Source organism: Caecibacteroides pullorum (assembly GCF_019239235.1).
In the GTDB taxonomy this organism is placed as follows: Bacteria; Bacteroidota; Bacteroidia; order Bacteroidales; family Bacteroidaceae; genus Bacteroides; species Bacteroides pullorum.
Genome location: NZ_JAAZTS010000003.1, coordinates 144,924 through 165,358, shown reverse-complemented (window position 1 = coordinate 165,358; position 20,435 = coordinate 144,924). Strand labels below are relative to the sequence as shown.

Here is a 20,435-nt window from a genome sequence, read left to right as displayed (position 1 = left end):
GCTCACGAACCGTCGGGAGAATTTCCACACCGAAACATACATGCACGCACGTCCGTCGAACAGTTCGACGGACCGCCCCAACGTGCGGAGAAGCTTTCGAACAGTTCGACGGACCGCCCCAACGTGCGGAGAAGCTTTCGAACTGTTCGACGGGCTGTCCCAACGTGCGGAGAAGCTTTCGAACTGTTCGACGGGCTGTCCCAACGCTCGGAGAAGCTTTCGAACTGTTCGACGGGCTGTCCCAATGCTCGGAGAAGCTTTCGAACTGTTCGACGGGCTGTCCCAACGCTCGGAGAAGCTTTCGAACTGTTCGACGGGCTGTCCCAACGCTCGGAGAAGCCTTCGAACTGTTCGACGGGCTGTCCCAACGATCGGAGAAGCCTTCGAACTGTTCGACGGGCTGAACGAACACCCGGTAAGGCTTCAGAAAGACAATGCCATTGTCATTCGTATTCCACTCTTCTGAATATCTGGATGGTTACGATAATTTAATCGCCAGACATAATCTATGCGCAGGAAATTAAAAATATTTTCGATTCCTGCGCTTGCCTCCATATAAGGAGCACGTCCCATCTCATAAGTACAGGCAGGAAAACAGAAAAGTCCTTCACTTCCACTTTTAGCAGGATTATTTTTATCAGTCAAATGCCCCCACAAACCTCTGAAGCAAAACACTTCTCGCCACTTCAACTTTTTCACAAGTGGTAAACGATTCAGCAAATTACCATTCATATAATAAGTTATATCCCAAGAAGCATATTCGTCATTAATAAATTCTAAAGCATTCATATTTGTATATGATTCAGGTTGAATGGTGTAAGTCAAATTTGCATTAGGCAAAATCAGTAGCGGATAAGGCACTTTCGTCCAAACTTTCCCCATCTTGGCAATTAAATCAATATAACCAAAAGCAGAAAGCCAAAAACGTTTTTGCATACCAATATCAGTACGATGATAATCATAATCAGAACCTAAAAAATCTTTCTTGGCCATTACATGACTCACGTTGAATATAAGCGCATCGAAAGTAATAGGTACACGTTGATTACGTGTCTGATAGAATTTTTCATTACGTCCATAACGTAAACGGAGTTCTAATGCTGTCATATCATAATGATCCACAGGATTTAATGTTCCACCTGCACCTATACGCTGGAAAGAAACATACGGTGTAGCATATTCACGACGATTACGCAAAATCGCATTATATGACCAACCGTTATAATGTTCACGAGTATAGGTTAATTCTGATTGGCGCAAATAAGAGATATCGTTATCTTGCTTGCGACGGATCATCAGCATCATATTATCTTTACTGGTATACATGTAATCCTGTCCCAATTTATTAATATCATACATATACTCAAAACGTAAAGAATGCATAGGATATTCCTTACGGAACTCTTTACGATCGTTGAAAGAATATTCCACTAAAGCATCATATTTCATTTTTTCATCCTTTACTCCATAGGCTACATATCCATCAAGAAATAACCGTTTGCTGAAAGCTGTGGTTGTGGTTCCACCCACACGCAAGCGTAAGCCTTCAAGTTTATTATAATTGACAGTAGAATTCATAGGACCAAACTCAAACTTACTCTTCTCGGGCTCACGATGTGTAGATACATAACCTGAAACAAGAATGGAAAGAGTTTTCATCGTTATTCTATAAGCAGGAACAGCTTTGAGCCTCGCCATTAATTTTTCTGTAGAATTCGGATTACGGTTTTGAGCCTCTGACGGACGAATTTCCCTCCAAAAATCATCCGTGCGACGATGTGAACCTTGAAGTGTAATAACAGGCGCCTGCTCATCAAAGACACGAAGCTGTTCTCCAAGAGGCGAATCAAACGAATGATTTGTATAAATACTCAAACGACGAGCGTACATTCCTTTGGTACGTTCCGTCAACTTAAAATTAACACTGATATCATCCTTGGTAATAATGCGCGTGCCATCAGGCATACGCTTAAAATCCTGTTGGATAGTTAGTCTAGAAACAAAGTTTAAATTAATGTCCTTAGGCACATTAAGCATAGCACGTTGTACAAAGTAAGTAGAATCAAGCCTGACATAAAGATGTCCTGTAAAACCAAAAGTCTCGGAATTAAAAGGGACAAAGCCTAAATCCACACAACGTTGTCCGTCTACCTGAAGCGTATCCATCAGATAATATTTGTAGTAGTTAGGCCCAATAGTAGACAATGGACTAACAAATCTTTGTAAGAAAAGTGGTATATCGTTTTTAAAAATATCTATATCACGAAAAACTTCACCAAGAAATTGCTGAACACCATCGCTCGAAAAGATTTCATCAATACCAGATGATTTGTACCCTCTGACAACTCGTTTCTCAGACCGTGGCGATTTGCGATAATACACAGTTTGTACCTTTTCCTTCTCCGAGACCGGTAATACAGTAATGCCATTGTCCAATGTATCGACAAACTCACCTATAAAATCAAATTTACCAGTTTTGCCTGTTTTTTTAGGTTTGGGTGTATAATCGTTTTTTGCAAAAAACATTTTTTCGTAATGGTCGTAACTATAGTAATCATGATCACGAGGGTTATTTTCCTTGCGCATGTCAATAAGGCGACGTACAAATTCAACGGCAGGATTATCTTTCTTACGGTATTTCTCTCGTTTAGGTTTAACTGTAACTTCATTCAAAGTAATACCAGATGGAGCCAAACGCACATACAGTTCAATCGTTTTTCCCTTGGGTGCAATTTGTAATTCCTTGCTGTCATAACCCAAATAGGAAATTTGCAGCACGGCAGGTGCATCAGGAATAGAAAAGACAAAATTGCCATCTCCATCGGTGGCGCCACCAATACTAGTCCCCTTCAAAATTACGGCTGCATATGGTAAACCTTCGCCTGTTATCGAATCGGTCACCATACCCTTCACTTCTGTATGCTGTGCGTTTACCACAGATACGGACATCAATATAATCAACCAAAATAAAAAATTCCTCATCCCAAAATTATCTTCTATTTTTCCAATTCTCGATTTATCAGAAATGTATTTTGCCATTTCCGATAAAAGTCAGGTATATCTGTTAAAAACATACCCCGTTCATCAATGAACAACTGTGTAGTGTTACCCTCAGCACAGAGGATATTATCACTTTCCCGATAGATTTTATATGCATAATCCAATCGAGCTCCTGGATGATAGACATAACATGTATGTATTATTGCCACATCATTAATAATAAGCGGATGTAAATAGCGTATATGTAAATCGTAAAGTGGAGCATAAATCCCAATCTGTTGCATATCAGCATAACCTATACCTGGAAAATTCCACCCAAACGATTCCCTTCCATCTTCAAAGTATGCCACGAACGAGCCATGCCACACTCGTTTCATACAATCAATTTCACAGAAACGGACTGGCACACGACAAATATCTTCCAATAAATTCATATTTTCACATCATGGCTTGAACATCGAAAGCATTAGTATCAATCTCGGCATTAATTATATAATTGGAAAAATCATATTGAGTATAATTTTCCCCTCTTTCATAAATGCGCACACTACGCAGCTCAGCAGCTTTCAAGTCTACAATGACTATACATGAAGTATACATCATACGCCGTTTACTTTTAATATTTTTTTCTTTGGGAAAAATTGTAATCGTACAAGAATTACCCTGCCGAGAAAGTTTCACATCCGCATATTCTGACAAATCAACATTTTCATCAGCAGAAAGCAATTTGTGGAACACGTCTGAAAGGACTTCAAACGGATTGTTTCCCTGTCCTTTTGCCTTAGCTACATGCTGTTTTCCATCTCTTACCATGACAAATGTATCATCAACAGCGAGAAGCATCTCTTTTGCATCTGGAAATACCATACTACAACGATTAGGTTCCTGATAGAAAAAATGCCCCGATGTTGTAATATCCTTTATTAAAGTAACATTGTGCCTGGTTTGAACTACATTCATCTTCAATGAACGAATGCCTCTGAAGCGTTCTGCAGCTTTATGAAGCTCTGCTTGTTGCGCCGAAAGCATTTGACATGCAAGTACAACTACCACCCATATCATATAAACTCTTTTCATATTCGTATTCATTAATTTTACATATAAAGTTCTACATTAATCGAAATCATTTCTCCATATCATATATCCTGATTCCAGATCACTATTATTCTAAGCTATTTTTTCTCCAATATTTTCCAAATCCTTTCATGACCTAGCACTTCAGCACAAGTATGAAAAGCTGTCAAGGTTACCCCATGCACCCCATGCAACAACAGGTTTTGTCCAGTAAAAAGTAGATTAGGGACAGGAGTCCGAGGCGAAAGAAAAGTCTCTAACGGATTACGAAAATCCTTACGTACTCCATAAGCACTGCCTTCTAAAGCAAGTGTATAATCACGCCACGTCAACGGTGTACTAGCATATCTCAATATTTGACTTTTCAGTTCTGGAAGGAACCGTTCCACCAAGGTGATACATTCTTCTGTCATGTTTTCTTTCAAACATAAGTATGATTCGCCACGATGTCCTACCTTTGTACACTCCCAAGCTTGGCATTGCTTCCATGTCATCGGAGTAAGCAAATCCACTTGCTGCGTATATTCACTACCATCTTCGGGTGGCCTGCAACTGACGAGTACTCCACTCACAGGACGATTGTCCTGATGGAAAGTCCAAACGTTTTGTTCCCTATAAACATAGAGATTATAGTTAAAATAACGCAAACTACGTGGACGGACGCAAAGCGACACTGTAAACATGCCGAATGTATTCTCAAGTCTGGCTATACGGTTACGGAAAAGAGGCCTTATCCGACTGCTTTGCTTTATCAGACGGCAAGTTTGCGCAGGATGAATATCGCTGATAAAAAGAGATCCTTCATAGCGTTCGCCATTGGAACAGACGGCGTATGCCAAGCGACCATCTTTCTCCATCAGTTCCTGCACCTGGGCATTGCAAATGATTTCACCTCCCAATGCACGGATACCATCAGCCAATGTATCGACAATCAACGACCCACTGCCTTTCAGGCGCCAACTGCTCTCGATAAAGCTACTGTTTCCATGCAGAAAGGTAAACAAAGGAAGCGACTCTTTCCTGAGTTCCATCTTCAACGAGGTTCCGCTAAGAACATCGATCAACAAAGGATCCTGAAAATTCTCATTCAAGTATTCCCAAGCACTGACTGCCATGTGTTCCGGCAGCAAATCGGTACCTATGCCATCGGGATTGAGAGCTGCAAACTGCTGGGCGGCAGATTGTTTCAATAGTTCTACATACCGGTGTAAGGCCGCACGCTCGGCAGGAAAATCATCAGCAAGACGCTGATAAAAGTCATCATATCCTTGGGCAAAAGCAAACACTCTGTCACCAATAACCACACGATCAAATCCGTTAGCATCCAAACGATGCCACGGCAAATCAAGCAGGCTCAAATATTCAAAAGCTGCATGAAGAGATTGTCCTTCATCCAGTCCACCGACATAATGAAAACCTGTATCAAAAATATGACCGCGACGCCGATAGCCTTGTAGACAGCCACCCGGTTGCACACCCTGCTCCAACAAAAGAACACGACATCCATTACGCGCAAGAATATATCCACACTCCAATCCACCCAATCCGCTACCAATAATAATTACATCGTATTTCATACATGCCCTCCTTTCCTATTCAACCAACGATAGATTGCAGGCTGAACAACATATGACAGCACCACCGCTGACACCAAACCTACCAATGTAGAGAAACCGACAGAACGAATGGCCGGATGACTAGCAAAAAGCATGGAGCCGACCGTAACAATCAGAATAATTGCACTAAAAAGAATAGCCGTCTTGTGATAACTCAACAAGCGTGTATCTTTTTCTCTACCAATGAGGCCATTCATTACAAATATGCTGTAGTCCACACCTATACCAAAAATGAATGTCGAAATGATAATGTTGATGAGGTTGAACTTCATACCAAACAAAACCATCGCTCCAAGAACAATCAACCAACTCAACAAAATTGGGAAAAAGCCTATCAGTGTATTCTTCAAATTGAAATGAAAACTGAATAACAGCACCACAAAAACAAACAGCATAGACACCCATTGCAGCACATTAAAATTCTCGTTCATGCTGATCAGCGTATCCGTAGTATAATAGTATGTATCAAGTACCAAAAGATTGGGTACGGAAGCTATAGCGTCGCAAATACGGTAGTAATCGCTTGTCTTACCACGCACTACATCATTCGCACAGCGTACCGATGTGAAGCAGAGATATTCACCATCGTAGGACTGCTCCATCAACGTGGAGAGATAACCCTGCGGAATTATTCCGGCCTCATACAAGGCATCCGGCTCATAATCCGCTCTTACGCAATCGAAGAATGGTTGGAAAGCTTCCGAACGCAACCCTGCCTGCGGCGCTGTTTCGCTTATCAAGCGGCGAACAGACGACAGACGTTGGTCTGTCCAATAACGTTTCCATGCGTCAATACGCTCCTGTTGTATCTGCAAGGGGATAAAAATCTTTTCCGAATGGGTATAACTCTTCACCAGCCCTATTTTTTGCAAAGAATCGAGCTTATGTGAAAGTATGCCCAAGTTAGCTATCGCTTCCTCCATGTTTTTCCCCGTGGCAGCAAAATATTTTTGCTTGTCTGCAACATACGTTTTGCTGCGAAGCAGGTTCTCAGAGTGGGTAGTCAAGACTGCCTTGTAACCTAAATTGTGCATATCAGCATCAAACTGAGTACCACAAACCACATAACTGACCAAACAAACGACAGTCACTATACCAATCCCTGCCAGCAATAATTTCTTTTTATGAAACGGATAAATATTAATTCTATCAATAACAGCAAATATCCTATGATTCACCTGTTCAGTACCCGGACGAAATAATTGCGGCAAGAAAACAAGACTAAAAATAGTAGTTCCAACAATGGCAAAGGCTGCAAACAGACCAAAGTCTTGTAATAACGCCGTGTCAATAAAAATAAGTCCCATGAACGAACCAATTGTGGTAAGGCATCCCAAACATACAGGCTTTACCTGATCAAGAAGCATCTGTTCCGGATTACCAACATACTTATAGTGAGTCAAGACATGCAGCACATAACTCATTGCTACTCCAAGTACTACCGCACCGATACCTAAAGCCAAAAGTGAAAACTGCCCTTTCAAAAAATACATTGCAGTCAATCCAAACAAAGCGCCAAACAGAACGGGAAGCAGTAGCAAAGGAATAGTATCACGATTGCGAAAACAAACAGACAAAAACACCAACACCAACAGCATCGAGCCTCCGACCGTAACTATCAGGTCGCGCTTGATTTGGGCAGCATTATAGTAACCGCTTGCCGGAGTTCCATGATAACTGACACGTACGTCAGGGAAGGTAATGGCAAAGTCCTCAACCAATTCGTTCAGCACATCGAACAAAGCAGAACCTTGCCCTGTATTGGTCGCCGAATAGTGTGGAGTCAAAAAAGCCACACATACAGTGGAATCAGGAACAAAAAAGTGTCCGTCAACAATGCGATAACTACCTGCCCCATCCTTAGATAAATACTCCATCTGGCCTGCTAGCAAGCTACGCAGGCCTATCGGATCCATTTGTATCAATTCAGGAAACATCTGCCCCAAATTACCTGTCAGATCCCGGCGATTCTGAAGCATCTGGCACTTCATGTGCTCAATTGTCAGCATCGAATCTATACGCGCATAAAAAGCTGTATCGATATAAGCAGGAAAGTGGCCAGTAAAGTAATCGACAACATCGGGTAGCAAATCCTCAGAAAGAGAATAGAATACGTCGTCAATCAATTGCCCATCTTCACCATATATGGTATTCCTTGCTTGCAACGAATCAACAAAAGTGTCGCATACCTCAGCAATACGCTCTGCAGAGATTCCCTCAGCACCTTCAAAAAGTAAAAATGTCTTATCTTTAATACGCAAGTTGGCAAATGCCAATTTGGTACTTCCATCTTCGTTTCTCGATACAGGAAACAGTTTATTTAAATCTTCCTCCAAATGAATTTGTGAGGCAAAATAACCGCAAAAAAGAAACACTCCCACCATCATGCTCCAAAAAGTAACACGATGAGAACGAAAATACTGATAGATATGGATGCAAAGTTTTGTCATACAGTCATATTACCTTTATATTCCATATAAATATGTTCTGCGTCGGCTATAGTGGCAACAATACTATAGCCCGCTTCCATAGGCTCCAGTTTGATCCAGACAACCAATTCAGAGCAAATAACTGGAGTAGCTAATGCAATCAGTCTACACTGACGGATATAACTGATATGCAGAGTTTTTCCTACTAACCGTTCGGCGCATTCTTTCACAATCTGCATGTTGCATACACCAGGGCAGACAGGATGACCTGGGAAATGGCCAGTATATATGTCACATTCCTTCAACAAGGCTATTCTGAAAGTACTGCCATTTTCGTCTGTATTTCTATCAATCAAATTGTAATAATACCCCTCAAGCTTCATATCCTTTATTCACAACTCATAAATATTATTCATTACTCGGATTGACAAATATTTTCATCTGTGTATTTGCCACCACTTCACCATCAATATGGCTTTCTCCCGTCACCAATGTTACCCCATTCACTTCCATACCCAACCTGACTATTGTGCATAATTTGTCACCTAAATGTGGACGGCGATAACAATGAAAATGCTTAATCTCTCCAATGTAACCAACAGGAGGTTTTTCTGCTCCAGCCAAGACAGCCTTATAGCCGGCCAGTGCAGATGCCGACTGTGCCATATGTTCTATTAAGCCTGTTTCTTCCAACAATTCGTCTACACCGATAAACAGATTGTCGGAGCGGATGGTGAAACAAGTCGTTGCTTCCTCACCATCCGCTTCCAGCAACTCATCGACCATCAGAATAGGGCTGCGTTGCGGGATAAGTTTCTCTATACAATACTTGCTCATTCTTTCGGAAGATGTGACTCGATATAGTCATACAGATTATTGAAAGTCTGAATATTACGCAATTCTGTTACAGGAATTTTCACTTTATACACCTGCTGCATCAGTGCTACAAGATCCACTAAACTCAAACTATCCAAGTTCAAGGTTTCTTTCACATTCGCATCGGGCAAAAGCGCTTCAGCCTTTACTTCAAATTCTTCTGCCAATAAAATGTTTACTTGCTTTACAATTTCTTCACGTGTCATGTCATTCAATATTTAAATATTTACATTATAAGCTTTTCACAATAAGTGTCGAATTGGTTCCTCCAAAGCCAAAAGAATTGGAAAGGAACATATCAAAATGGACTTCTTTCCGCTCGGGCAACACATGGATACAAGCTGTTTCTTCATCCGGATTTTCAAAATTGAGATTTCCGGCAATAAAATCATTTTTCATCATCAGCATCGAATAAATCAGCTCGCTTGCACCAGCCATCCACATTTCATGTCCGGTCTGACCTTTGGTTGATGTCACAGGTACCTGCCAATCGCCAAATACACGAGCAATAGCCTGCGCCTCGCGAGCATCGCCAATACGAGTCGATGTTGCATGTGCATTGATATAACCTATTTCCTTCGGCGTCACACCACTGTTTCGTAGACAAGCTTCCAAAGAGCGAACGGGTCCTTCAATGTTGGGTGTCGAAATGTGATCGCCATTACCAGAAAAGCCCCAGCCAACGATTTCGCCCCATATCGGAGCACCTCGTCGCACGGCATGTTCGTAACTCTCCAGAACTACGGTCGCCGCACCGCCACCAGGTACCAGCCCATCACGATCGCGATCGAAAGGACGACTGGCACAAGTAGGATGGTCCTCACGAACAGAAAACGACTGTATTCCATCGAATGCCGCCACACTGTACAGATTGGCTTCCTGCGCACCACCGCATACGACACATTCCTGCAAACCATTCCGAATGAGCAACGCTGCCAGTCCTATTGACTGAGATCCTGATGCACATGCTGCAGAAGCCGTCAGATTGATACCTTTCAGACGGAACAAACAAGCTAAATTCATCGTCACCGTAGAATTCATCGATTGAAAGATGGCACCACTGCCACAGGCTGCCGTATCATGAAACTCACGAAACTTGTCGAGTGCATGCATCGTGGCTTCAGCGACAGAATCATTGCCATATATCAAACCGATTTCGTGATGCTCCATGTAGTCGGCATCCAGCTTTGCATCCTCCAACGCTTGCCTCGTAGCCATATAAGCATATTGTGCCTCTTCGGGCATAAACTGGCGTTGATTGCGAGGAATGAATGGTTTCAAATCGGGTTTGGGCACATCGGCACACAAGGCTGAGCGGAACCCCAAAGACTTGCGTTCGGCATTGAAAACAATGCCACTCTTACCCTTATAAAGAGAATCACGCACTTCATCCAATGTTGTACCGATACAAGACCAAATGCCCATACCTGTAATAACTACTCTCTTTTCCATATTATAATTCTTTATTCTAAGTTCATAAATCTTTCTTGTAACATCTTCTACGCTTGACTATGGATGGGTTCAGAGGCTTCCATTGCGAAAGCTCACGTACATTGCTTTCCAACTGAGGACCTGTTTCTGCCCAACGATATCCAAGTTTGTTATATACAGGAATCAGATCGGCAAAGAACAAGGCATTCACTCCAAATCCTTGATAATCAGGATGTACAGCCACAAGCAGAAGCTCTGCTTTATCTTCGTGTTTCCATTTGAGAGCACGCACCAAATGATACCATCCTGTAGGAAACAATCGGCCATGTGACTTCCGTAAAGCATAAGACAAGCTTCCCATTGTAATAGCTACACCTACCACTTGTCCTTCCTCGTTTTCTATCACAGGCAACATGCATTTATCCATCAAAGGCACGTAGTGTTTCAAGAAAGAATCTATCTGTTTGTCTGTCAATTCCGTATATCCAAACAAAGGTGAATAGGCAAGATTCAGCAGGTCGAATACTTTCTTTCCATAGCCACGCTTGAAAATATCCTCATCTGTAAGCTTCCTGACTTTCAAGCCAAACATTTCTTTTGACAAACTGGCAACACGTTCATATTTGTCGGGAACTGTAGGAGGTACATCAATGCGTATCTGTACCCAATCTACCTCCTTCTGGTAACCTAACGCTTCCAAATGTTTGGGATAATAGGGCGGATTATAAATCGTTATCATAGAGCCCATCTGATCAAAGTCTTCGACAAGCATCCCTTCTTTCTCAAAATCCAAAATGCTCATCGGCCCTTGTATGTGTGTCATACCCTGCTCACGTCCCCACTGTTCGACCGTTTCCAGTAAAGCTTTGGACACATCCATGTCGTCAATAAACTCAATGAATCCAAATCGGACATTCTTCGTACTCCACTTTTGGTTAGCATGTGAGTTAATAATTCCGGCAATGCGCCCCACAGGTTTATCTGACTCATCGTAAGCTACAAACGGTTGAATGATAGAATACTCCAATCCCATATTTTTTGCCGGATTGAAAGCATCTCGAGTATCCATCTCCAAATCTGGAACATAATAAGGAGAATCGGCGTACAACATATCTGTCAGCCGAACAAAATCGTTCATCCGATGCTTCGTATCTGCTTTTTTTACAATAACATGTTTCATTCTCCAATTTATTTCCTCAGGATTAAACAATGCAACATTTTTTACTATTCAAATCCATAAATAGTTTACAGAAATAATAGCTTTCATCTACCTTACAAAGCCTATACAAATCTAGATTTAGTCTGCAAAATCCTTTCAAAAAGCCATATAAGGCCTCTTTTATCTTTAATCGTAAACTATCCTGTTTAAAACTTCGCCGCAAAAATAGAGATAAACTACCATTCACATGTGTTCAATTTTCCACAAATAGAAGTCTATAATACCCTAATTCACTTCCGATGAAAACCTATTGAAAAAAATGAAATTGCGAACATGGTGTTTGCAAACATCAACTTTAGCCGCGTAAAGTGCCACTTTAGAATGCTAAAGAGAGACTTTACAAGGCTAAAGAAGGACTTGGCAGAAATAGAGGAAACCACTCTTTCAAAGAAAGTAAAAAGAGCCACAAATAAAAAAGCAATGCTTTGCAGGAAGAAAAACATCGTTTTCTTCATCGCAAAGCATTGCTTTCTATTGAATGTAACCGAGGTATCAAAAATGAGGAAATGCCTTCAAGCTTTCACGATACCCCATCAATTGTTCTGATAAAACCGATTAATGTAAATGCTTCTTGTTTACCATGAGTAACTAAAACCAAAACCAAGCGTCTCGGTAGCTTGCAAATAATTATCACCGACCGTAGGTTTTGTACCGTCATCGAAACGGGCCAGTACATACAGTTTTGCTGATAAGAACCGAGTCAGAATAAAATTGATATCGTTTTCCCATTCTGCACGAATCCATTCATAACTCGTCAAGTAATCAAGACGGGTCTTCCATTTAATGGAAGGAATGATAGTCCACTCAAAATTCGTCTGAACCTGCGAACCAAAATTATGTTTCACTCTAGAACCTTCGTCCAAGCCATAACTGGTCTCGCTTACTTTCTTATTGCCAATGTAACGCATCGTATGGGTCAAAGGTGCCAGGAAGACAGACAATTTATACTTCGACTTTTCCAACTTATAGTCCATACCAAGGCTGGTCGACCAATCGAACGGAGCCAGGAAGGCTGCTTTCAGGTCCATGCTGTTTTTCCCATATGAATTAAGTATCTGCGTTTTCAGTTCGGTAGAAATAGTATAATACCACTTGGAAAAAGCCTTAATACCCATCTTGCTATACAAGCGAAGTTGGTCGCTGGTTACCAGGAAGTTGTGACATGTATCCGAAGGTGCCGAGTTTACATTGGTCTTAATCTCCAACAGATTTTCCCACTCTACGCGCACATGATCATTGTAATTGGCCTTTAGCAGGAGATTGATCAATACAGCGTTCGAACTTTCACCTCCCTTGTACCAGTTCTTCGAAATGCTATTTTGAGAGAACTGTAACGAACCACTTCCTGAAGTTATCCACCAATTAGGCTTTCGGATGATGACTCCTGCCTCTTCGTTTATATCGATATGTTTCTTTTTAATCAGCTTCGTTACTGAAGGTTTAGAAGAAGCTTCTTTCTGAATATCGTCACTGTAACTGGGCCCCAACATCACTTCATCTTCTGTCAGTACCACCTGTTTTGAACAGTAGGGATAGGCGGCAAGCAGAGTACGGTTCACTATCTCGTTTGTTTGCTCTATGGCCCTGAAAGGTTGCGGATCGAATGAGAGCGGCTCGGGGGTAGAGACGGTCACCGAATCATTCCACAACGAAGGCTTCCACGTCAGCTGAGAAATCTGTGCCATCGGTGCGTAATAGAACGTAAAGGGCAAGAACATGCGGAAGTATTTGGGATCGGGCGCAATATAACGTTCAGGGGTAGCCGGATCGTTCAGGTAATACAAGACGCCCAGATTCTTTTCATACAAGATAGACACTGTATCCAATGCCATCTCCGCAGTACCCTCTACAGGTTTTAACTTGAGGACACAATAGCGGGAAAGAAGTTCCGATAATTGGGGTTGTTTTTTCTTGCTCTTCTCTTCTTTCTTCTTTTTCTCCGTTGTTACTTCCTGAGGAACAATCTCTTGACGCACCGTGTCCTGCCGCACCGTATCAGCCTTCACAACTACCGATGACAAAGAATCGACCTTCAAGGAATCGGCCTGCATGGAGATAACAGCCTGTTCTGCTTCGTTCTGCAAAGAATCCGACTCCAAAGAATTCAGCCGGACAACAGGTACAAGCGAAATCAAGGTATCCTGTTCCTGGGCTCTGCCCTGAACAAGCGTATCCACTACCCGCGAAGAGGCGGACCATTCGTTTTGTGTCACAGAGACTTGCGCCGAAAGCGACAGGGACATCATCGACAGCATCGCCACGACGCAGACATTTCTATTCTTCATAAAACTCATAAAATTTATAAAGCCCTAAAATCCATGAATCGGGCACAAATTTAGCTTAAAATATTTACTTCCTCTTCTTTTTTTTGTAATTTTGCAGCTTAAAATGTGAATAAGGTCGCAGACCTTTTGAAGATAATCGATCTAACATATTAAAACCTATATAATTGTGGGAGAAACAAAGTATATTTTCGTCACCGGTGGTGTTGCCTCTTCTTTAGGCAAAGGAATCATTTCGTCTTCCATCGGAAAATTGCTGCAAGCAAGAGGTTATAAAGTAACCATCCAAAAGTTTGATCCGTATATCAACATCGATCCGGGTACGCTGAACCCGTACGAACACGGTGAATGCTACGTAACCGTGGATGGACACGAGGCCGACCTCGACCTGGGACACTACGAACGCTTCCTGGGTATACAGACAACCAAAGCCAATAATATCACAACGGGACGCATCTACAAAAGTGTCATCGACAAGGAACGCCGCGGAGATTATTTAGGCAAAACGATCCAAATCATCCCTCACATCACGGACGAAATCAAACGTAACGTGAAATTGCTGGGCAACAAATATAAATTCGACTTCGTCATTACAGAAATCGGCGGAACCGTGGGCGATATCGAGTCGCTGCCGTATCTGGAAAGTATCCGACAGCTGAAGTGGGAACTAGGCAAAGACGCCTTGTGTGTACACCTGACTTATGTACCCTATCTGGCAGCCGCCGGCGAGCTGAAGACCAAGCCTACCCAGCACTCCGTCAAGGAACTGCAAAGTGCCGGTATCCAACCGGACATTCTGGTGTTGCGTACCGAACATGAACTGAGCCTGAACCTTCGCAAGAAAGTCGCCCTGTTCTGCAACGTAGACGAAGATGCCGTAGTACAAAGCATTGACGCACCGACCATTTACGAAGTGCCCATCCTGATGCAGGAGCAGAAGCTGGACGAGACCATCCTGAAGAAAATGGGACTTCCCGTGGGCGAGACTCCGGGACTTGGCCCCTGGCGCAGCTTCCTGGAGCGCCGCCACAAGGCAGAGAAGACCGAGCCTATCCACATCGCACTGGTAGGAAAATACGACTTGCAGGATGCCTACAAGTCTATTCGTGAAGCCCTCTCGCAGGCTGGAACCTACAACGACCGCAAGGTGTCCGTAGACTTCGTGAACAGTGAGAAACTGACCGACGAGAACATCGCCGAGGCTCTGAAGGATATGTCGGGCGTGCTCATCGGCCCAGGATTCGGCGAACGTGGTATCAACGGCAAGTTTGTAGCCATCAAGTATGCACGTACGCACAACATCCCGACATTCGGTATTTGCCTGGGTATGCAATGTATCGCCATCGAATTTGCCCGCGACGTACTGGGTTATGCCGATGCCAACTCGCGCGAGATGGACGAGAAGACACCGCACAATGTGATCGACATCATGGAAGAACAGAAGTCCATCACCAACATGGGCGGAACCATGCGTCTGGGTGCCTACGAATGTGTGTTGCAGAAAGGAAGCAAAGCCTACGAAGCATACGGCACCGAGCACATTCAGGAACGCCACCGCCACCGCTACGAGTTCAACAATCAGTACAAGGCCGAATACGAAGCTGCCGGCATGAAGTGTACGGGCATCAATCCGGAGTCCGACCTGGTTGAAATCGTAGAAATTCCCGCTCTCCGCTGGTATGTAGGTACGCAGTTCCATCCCGAATACAGCAGCACCGTGCTCCATCCGCATCCGCTGTTTGTATCTTTCGTAAAAGCTGCCATCGAATATCACGAAGACGAAAAGAAGAAACAGACAAACAACTAATTCATCTTAATCATACTCATATTTAACAGAAAAGATCCCAATGGATAAAAATACCATTACCGGACTGGTGCTGATAGCGATCCTTCTGGTCGGATTCAGTTTCTTGAGCCGCCCCAGCAAGGAGCAGTTGGAAGCCCAGCAACGCTACTACGACTCCATCGCACTGGTACAACAACGCGAAGCCGACCTGAAAGCCAAAGCGGAAGCTGCCCTTGCCAACGAGAAAGCGGAAGCTGTCAACGACTCCACTTCCGTGTTCTTCGGTGCCTTGCAGGGAGCAGATTCACTGGTTACCATCCAGAACGACGTGATGGAACTGGCTGTCTGCACCAAAGGCGGCACGCCGTTCTCCGTGACCCTCAAGGAATACATGGAGCAGGACAAAAAGACACCGCTCACCCTCTTCAACGGCAACGATATCGACCTCAACTTCCTGTTCTATAACAAACGGGAGACCATCCAGACGCAGAATTATTACTTCAAGGCTGTCAATCGCACGGACAGCACCCTCACCATGCGCCTGGCTGCCAGCGCCGACAGCTACATCGACTTCAACTACGCCCTGCGCCAAGGCTCATATCTGGTAGATTTCAATATCCACGCCGTAGGCATGGAGAACCTGCTGGCTGCCGGAAACAACCACGTCGACATCGAGTGGTCGCAGCGCGCACGCCAGATCGAGAAAGGCTATACGTACGAGAACCGCCTGGCCGAACTGACCTACAAAGTCAGTGGCGAAGGGACGGACTACCTCTCGGCCGCCAAAAACGACGAGAAAGAAGTGGCCGAGCCCCTGAACTGGATCGCCTTCAAGAACCAGTTCTTCTCATCGGTCTTCATTACGGACGCGAACTTTGAGAAAGCGAAGCTGGCCTCCAAGATGGAGACACAGGGAAGCGGCTACATCAAGGACTACTCGGCCGAAATGAACACCCTGTTCGACCCGACGGGAAAAGAGGCCACGCAGATGTACTTCTACTTCGGCCCCAACCACTACAAGACGCTGACCGCACTGGACAAGGGCCGCGACAGCGAGTGGGAGCTGAACAAGCTGGTCTACCTGGGCTGGCCGCTGTTCCGCTGGGTGAACAAATGGTTCATCATCAACATCTTCGACTGGCTGTCGGGCTGGGGACTGAGCATGGGCATGGTGCTGCTCCTGCTGACGCTCATCGTGAAGGCCGTCGTGTTCCCCGCCACGTGGAAGACTTACCTGTCGTCCGCCAAGATGCGCGTGCTGAAGCCGAAAATCGACGTCATCAACCAAAAGTATCCCAAGCAGGAGGACGCCATGAAGAAGCAGCAGGAGATCATGACCCTCTACAGCCAGTACGGCGTCAGCCCCATGGGCGGATGTCTGCCGATGCTCATCCAGATGCCGGTGCTCATCGCCCTGTTCATGTTCATCCCGAGCGCCATCGAGCTGCGCCAGCAGGGATTCCTCTGGGCCGACGACCTGTCGACGTATGACGCCTTCGTCACCTTCCCGTTCCGCATCCCGTTCCTGGGCGACCACCTGAGCCTGTTCTGCGTGCTGATGACGGTGACGAACATCCTGAACACGAAATACATGATGCAGCAGCAGGACACGGGCGCCAACCCGCAGATGGCCGCCATGAAGTGGATGTCCTACCTGATGCCCGTCATGTTCCTGTTCATCCTGAACGACTATCCTTCGGGACTGAACTACTACTACTTCCTGTCGACGCTGATCAGTGTGGCAACCACCCTCGTACTGCGCAAGACGACGAACGAGGCGAAGCTCCTTGCCCAGCTGGAGGCCAACAAGAAGGACCCCAAGAAGATGAAGACATCCGGTTTCGCCGCCCGCCTGGAGGCCATGCAGAAGCAGCAGGAAGAGCTGATGAAGCAGCGGCAGAACCGCAAGTAAAAGACGTACATAACGGTGCCTCCGCGGAGGCACGATGACAAATCCGACGCAGACGACGCGGATGACACTGATTCTTTCCCATTGATTCGTGTCGTCCGCGTCATCCGTTTCAAGACCCAACCGAAAACAAGAATCCCTATGCAAACGACCCCGACCACCCACTATACCAACAAGCAAATCTGGCTCATCGCCTACCCCATCCTCGTCAGCCTGATCATGGAGCAGATGATCGGGATGACCGACACCGCCTTCCTGGGCCGCGTGGGCGAGGTGGAGCTGGGCGCCTCGGCCATCGCCGGCGTGTTCTACATGGTCATCTTCATGGTGGCCTTCGGCTTCAGCATCGGCACGCAGATACTCATCGCCCGCCGCAACGGCGAGGGACAATACCGCGAGATAGGGTCCCTGTTCTACCAGGGCATCTACTTCCAGACGGGGCTGGCCGCCGTGCTGTTCCTGTTGTCCTACTGCTTCTCGCCCCTGCTGCTGAAGCGCATCATCGCCTCGCCGCAGATTTACGAGGCGGCCACGGACTACCTGCACTGGCGTGTGTTCGGCGCCTTCTTCTCGTTCAGCGCCGTCATCTTCCGCGCCTTCTTCCTGGGCACCACGCAGACGCGCACGCTGACGCTGAACTCGGTCGTCATGGTCGTGAGCAACGTGGTGTTCAATTACATCCTCATCTACGGCAAGCTGGGCCTGCCCGCGCTGGGCATCGCCGGAGCCGCCATCGGCTCGTCGCTGGCCGAGGGGGTGTCGCTCGTGTTCTTCGTGGTCTACACCCGCTGCCGCATCGACTGCCGCAAGTACGGGCTCGACCGCATCCCGCGGCTGCAATGGGCGGTGCTGCGGCGGATGCTCGACGTGTCGTTCTGGACGATGTTGCAGAACTTCCTGTCGCTGTCCACGTGGTTCCTGTTCTTCCTCTACATCGAGCACCTGGGCGAGCGGTCGCTGGCGGTGACGAACATCATCCGCAGCGTCAGCGGCATCCTGTTCATGGTGATGATGGCCTTCGCCTCGACGTGCGGCTCGCTGGTGAGCAACCTCATCGGGGCGGGCCACCGCGACAGCGTGCGCTCCACCATCCGCCAGCACATCCGCCTGGCCTATGCCTTCGTGCTGCCGCTGGCCCTGATGTTCGCCCTCTTCCCGGAGGTCATCCTGAGCGTCTACACCGACCTGCCCGAGCTGCGGCAGGCGGCGGTGCCCTCGCTGTGGGTCATGTGCTCCACCTACCTGCTGCTGGTGCCCGCCAACGTCTACTTCCAGGCCGTCTCGGGCACGGGCAACACGCGCACGGCGCTCTGTCTGGAGCTGGCGGTGCTGGTCATCTACGTGGCCTACATCACCTTCACCATCCTCTACCTGCGTCTCGACGTGGCGCTGTGCTGGACGTCGGAGCTGGTCTACGCGGGCTTCATCCTGCTCTTCTGCCGCCGCTACATCTGCCGGGGCAACTGGGCGGAGAAGCGCATCTGAGCCCCGCGTCTGCCCCTCTTTTCGCCCGCCCCTCGATTTTTCCGCCGGAAATGGCGGGATTTATCGGAGAAATTCTTACATTTACGGCTGACAATCGGGAGTTTCAGCCCGACAACCGCGGTGGACGGGGCAAAACTCGGGAGTTTCAGCCCGACAACCGTGGTGGACGGGGCAAAACTCGGGAGTTTCAGCCCGACAACCGTGGTGGACAGGGCAAAACTCGGGAGTTTCAGCCCGACAACCGTGGTGGACAGGGCAAAACTCGGGAGTTTCGCCCGAAAACCGTGGTAAATGGGACAAAACTCGGGAGTTTCTACCCGACAACCGTGGTAAACGGGGCAAAACTCGGGAGTTTCGGGCTCCGCCCACGACAAAACAGAGAAAAAACATAGTTAACTGAATTAATAACCTTAAAATTTAATGTAACATTATGGCAGTTCAACAAATCACAGAGTTAGCCACGACGCACATGACCCTCGGCGCCCACAACAAGTTCAACATCGACGTGAACAACGCCATCATCCAGGCCACCGCCGCCGCGCTCCGCGTGGAAAACTACGCCACCCTCTATGCGCAGAAGATTGAAGAAGAAAGCCGCATCGTCAACCGGCAGACCGCCATGGCGAGCACCGTCGATGTCAGCGCCGCCGACCGCCAGCGCGACTCCGCCGTGGGCGTCATCATGAACCTGACCAACGCCCACACCACCTCCATCATCGCCGAGAAGGCCGACGCCGCCAAAAAGCTGCGCCAGCTGCTCGCCCCCTACAAGGGCATCGGCAACCACGCCTACCAGAAGGAGACGGCGGAGATAAACGGCATGGTCGCCGTCCTGACCACCGGCGACGGCGCCACCTACGCCGCCACCCTGGGCATGGACGACGAAGTGGACGCCCTGATGCAGGCCAACGCCGCCTTCGAGGAGGCCTACGCCCGCAACCAGGAAGAGGCCGCCACGCTGGCCGCCCTGCAGAGCGTCGACACCAAGGAGCTGCGCGCGCAGGTCGACGCCCTCTACCAACAGATTGTCCTGACGGTGAACGCCGTCGCCGTCCTCCAGCCCACGGACGAGGTGACCGCCTTCATCCAGAAGGTGAACGGCATCATCTACAAGGCCGAGCAGGAGATGGGCACCTCCACCGCCAGCAAGCCCCTGCCCGACACGCCCGGCACCGGTGAAGGCGGCGGCACCGACACGCCCACCGATCCCGATGCAGGCAGTGGTGGCGACGACGGCGAAGGCGGCAGTCCGCTGTAAGCCCCGCGCCCCGGGCCGCGCACACAGAAAAAGGGTGCCTCCATCCGCGATGGGGGCACCCTTTTCCATT

17 protein-coding genes are annotated in these 20,435 nt (G+C 46.8%); 5 read left to right on the top strand and 12 right to left on the bottom strand.

The window, feature by feature from the left end:
- Positions 1-2: 2 nt before the first annotated feature.
- The 11 genes from HF894_RS04105 to HF894_RS04055 form a co-directional block, all read right to left on the bottom strand.
- The gene (locus tag HF894_RS04105) at positions 3-368 is read right to left on the bottom strand and encodes a hypothetical protein (protein WP_204971209.1); all 366 of its coding nucleotides are present in this window, start codon (positions 366-368) and stop codon (positions 3-5) included.
- 55 nt (positions 369-423) lie between these two features.
- Positions 424-2,982: a DUF5686 and carboxypeptidase-like regulatory domain-containing protein gene (locus tag HF894_RS04100; protein ID WP_204971263.1), complete on the bottom strand. Its 2,559-nt coding sequence runs from the start codon at positions 2,980-2,982 to the stop codon at positions 424-426.
- 14 nt (positions 2,983-2,996) lie between these two features.
- Complete coding sequence (locus HF894_RS04095) at positions 2,997-3,434, bottom strand: acyl-CoA thioesterase (RefSeq protein ID WP_204971208.1); 438 nt, start codon at positions 3,432-3,434, stop codon at positions 2,997-2,999.
- A 4-nt stretch (positions 3,435-3,438) separates the two neighbouring features.
- Positions 3,439-4,077: an outer membrane lipoprotein carrier protein LolA gene (locus HF894_RS04090; protein WP_021846256.1), complete on the bottom strand. Its 639-nt coding sequence runs from the start codon at positions 4,075-4,077 to the stop codon at positions 3,439-3,441.
- Between the two features lie 95 nt (positions 4,078-4,172).
- Positions 4,173-5,651, bottom strand: a complete 1,479-nt coding sequence (locus HF894_RS04085) for a phytoene desaturase family protein (RefSeq protein ID WP_204971207.1) — start codon at positions 5,649-5,651, stop codon at positions 4,173-4,175.
- Positions 5,648-8,140: an MMPL family transporter gene (locus HF894_RS04080; protein WP_204971206.1), complete on the bottom strand. Its 2,493-nt coding sequence runs from the start codon at positions 8,138-8,140 to the stop codon at positions 5,648-5,650. Before HF894_RS04080 ends, HF894_RS04085 begins: the two co-directional genes overlap by 4 nt.
- Positions 8,137-8,502: a hotdog family protein gene (locus tag HF894_RS04075; RefSeq protein WP_021846259.1), complete on the bottom strand. Its 366-nt coding sequence runs from the start codon at positions 8,500-8,502 to the stop codon at positions 8,137-8,139. The genes HF894_RS04080 and HF894_RS04075 overlap by 4 nt, the downstream gene beginning before the upstream one ends.
- Before the next feature lie 25 nt (positions 8,503-8,527).
- Positions 8,528-8,956 carry a beta-hydroxyacyl-ACP dehydratase gene (locus tag HF894_RS04070; RefSeq protein WP_204971205.1) on the bottom strand — a complete coding sequence of 143 codons (429 nt, stop codon included), beginning with the start codon at positions 8,954-8,956 and terminating at the stop codon, positions 8,528-8,530.
- Positions 8,953-9,201, bottom strand: a complete 249-nt coding sequence (locus HF894_RS04065) for an acyl carrier protein (RefSeq protein WP_204971204.1) — start codon at positions 9,199-9,201, stop codon at positions 8,953-8,955. The genes HF894_RS04070 and HF894_RS04065 overlap by 4 nt, the downstream gene beginning before the upstream one ends.
- A 25-nt stretch (positions 9,202-9,226) precedes the next feature.
- Positions 9,227-10,447: a beta-ketoacyl-[acyl-carrier-protein] synthase family protein gene (locus HF894_RS04060; protein ID WP_204971203.1), complete on the bottom strand. Its 1,221-nt coding sequence runs from the start codon at positions 10,445-10,447 to the stop codon at positions 9,227-9,229.
- A gap of 22 nt (positions 10,448-10,469) precedes the next feature.
- Positions 10,470-11,606 carry a GNAT family protein gene (locus HF894_RS04055; RefSeq protein WP_204971202.1) on the bottom strand — a complete coding sequence of 379 codons (1,137 nt, stop codon included), beginning with the start codon at positions 11,604-11,606 and terminating at the stop codon, positions 10,470-10,472.
- Between the two features lie 360 nt (positions 11,607-11,966).
- Here HF894_RS04055 and HF894_RS04050 point away from each other — a divergent pair, with 360 nt between their 5' ends.
- Complete coding sequence (locus HF894_RS04050) at positions 11,967-12,191, top strand: hypothetical protein (RefSeq protein ID WP_204971201.1); 225 nt, start codon at positions 11,967-11,969, stop codon at positions 12,189-12,191.
- A gap of 29 nt (positions 12,192-12,220) precedes the next feature.
- Here HF894_RS04050 and HF894_RS04045 read toward each other — a convergent pair whose 3' ends face one another.
- Positions 12,221-13,930 carry a DUF3078 domain-containing protein gene (locus HF894_RS04045; protein ID WP_246593117.1) on the bottom strand — a complete coding sequence of 570 codons (1,710 nt, stop codon included), beginning with the start codon at positions 13,928-13,930 and terminating at the stop codon, positions 12,221-12,223.
- A gap of 166 nt (positions 13,931-14,096) precedes the next feature.
- Here HF894_RS04045 and HF894_RS04040 point away from each other — a divergent pair, with 166 nt between their 5' ends.
- From HF894_RS04040 to HF894_RS04025, 4 genes are all read left to right on the top strand, one after another.
- Entirely contained in the window at positions 14,097-15,734 is a 1,638-nt protein-coding gene (locus HF894_RS04040; RefSeq protein WP_204971200.1) for a CTP synthase, read from the top strand.
- 40 nt (positions 15,735-15,774) lie between these two features.
- Positions 15,775-17,625, top strand: a complete 1,851-nt coding sequence (yidC, locus tag HF894_RS04035; protein ID WP_204971199.1) for a membrane protein insertase YidC — start codon at positions 15,775-15,777, stop codon at positions 17,623-17,625.
- A 138-nt stretch (positions 17,626-17,763) separates the two neighbouring features.
- The gene (locus HF894_RS04030; RefSeq protein ID WP_204971198.1) at positions 17,764-19,107 is read left to right on the top strand and encodes an MATE family efflux transporter; all 1,344 of its coding nucleotides are present in this window, start codon (positions 17,764-17,766) and stop codon (positions 19,105-19,107) included.
- 430 nt (positions 19,108-19,537) lie between these two features.
- Positions 19,538-20,365, top strand: coding sequence for a DUF6261 family protein (locus HF894_RS04025; protein ID WP_204971197.1), 828 nt, complete (start codon positions 19,538-19,540; stop codon positions 20,363-20,365).
- Positions 20,366-20,435 lie beyond the last annotated feature (70 nt).